Source organism: Aquiflexum sp., from assembly GCF_977115555.1.
In genome coordinates this window covers 1-1,365 of the sequence record NZ_CDSBKL010000646.1, presented here as the reverse complement: position 1 = coordinate 1,365, position 1,365 = coordinate 1, and the positions used below count along the sequence as shown (strand labels likewise).

The following is a 1,365-nucleotide window of genomic DNA, read 5'->3' as shown; positions in this document are numbered from 1 at the left end:
GGAAATTTATTTCAATACCATTTTTCTATCGGTAAATCCTCAGGTTTTGGATTCTTTGGTTTCAATAGAACACCTGTCGGGAGATTTTTTCAGAATAAAACCAAAGGAGGGCTTTCCTGTTTTGGAGCAAAATGAATCCTACACGTTTTCTTATTCCTCAGATAATTTTCTGCTTAAAAACAGTCATGTTCCCTCTGGACTTTACATAGTCTTGGATGGAAAAGAACAAGGTTTTTCAATCACTGATTATTCTGCTTCCAAAATTGAAATTGAGGCTCAATTAAACGCGACCTCGGGTTCCACTTTACCAATCCCAAGTCCTACACTGCTTTTTGACCAAAACCAAAACTTGACTCTTTTGGATAAGAATGATTTCAGTCCTATCATTCCAAGTCCTAAATCTTATGCTTGGGGTAGCGGCGAATTATTGATCAAAAATGAGATTTCAATTTATTCGGATACAATTTTTGAAAAAGAGGCAGCATTTCTCAAAGAATTGCTTTCACCTGTTTTTAAAGGGAACATTAAAATCTCGACATCACCTGATGCAACAATTTCTTTCCTAAAAAGTAAAACCCAATCAAATCAGGAAGCTTATGAATTGAATATTGGTGAAAAAGTTGAAATCCATGCTTTTGATCCTAAAGGAGCTTTTTATGGTACTCAATCTCTTTTGGCTTTGGTGCCAGTTTCATCTTTTCAAAATCCGGTAGATGAATTGAAACTCCCTAAAATATCAATTGAGGACGAACCTAGATTTGGGTATCGCGGATTTTTCCTTGATGTAGCGCGTAATTTCCAATCCAAAGAAGCGGTATTCAAGCTGTTGGATCTGATGGCTTTTTATAAGTTGAATGTCTTTCATTTTAATCTTGCCAATGACGAGGGATGGAGGATTGAAATCCCCGGACTGCCCGAATTGACAGATGTTGGAAGTAAGAGGGGCCATTCCAAAGATGAATCTCAATTTTTGTGGCCTTATTACGCTTCAGGCCCTGACAAAAAGAAATCGCCAAGCGGTTCTGGATTTTATACAACAGAGGATTTCAAAGAAATATTGAAATATGCAAAAGAGCGACATATCGAGGTCATTCCTGAGATAGGTGCTCAGGGACATTCCCGCGCTGCCATCATATCTATGAGAAAAAGGTACCTTGACAAAATGAAATCCGGTGATGAAAAAGGGGCTTTGGAATATCTTTTGGAGGATTTGGATGATAAATCCCAATACCTTTCAGCCCAAAATTTCAGGGGAAATACAATCTGTATCTGTCAGGAATCAGCATTTGTTTTTTATGAAAAAGTGGTTGATGAAATTCTTACCATGTACAAAGATGCAGGTGTTCCGATCAAAATTTTTCATAC

At 37.4% G+C, this 1,365-nt stretch carries 1 protein-coding gene; it reads left to right on the top strand.

What is annotated here, in order from left to right; genetic code table 11:
- On the top strand, positions 1-1,365 hold a 1,365-nt coding region (locus tag ACZFYI_RS20385), incomplete at both ends, for a family 20 glycosylhydrolase (RefSeq protein WP_462525953.1).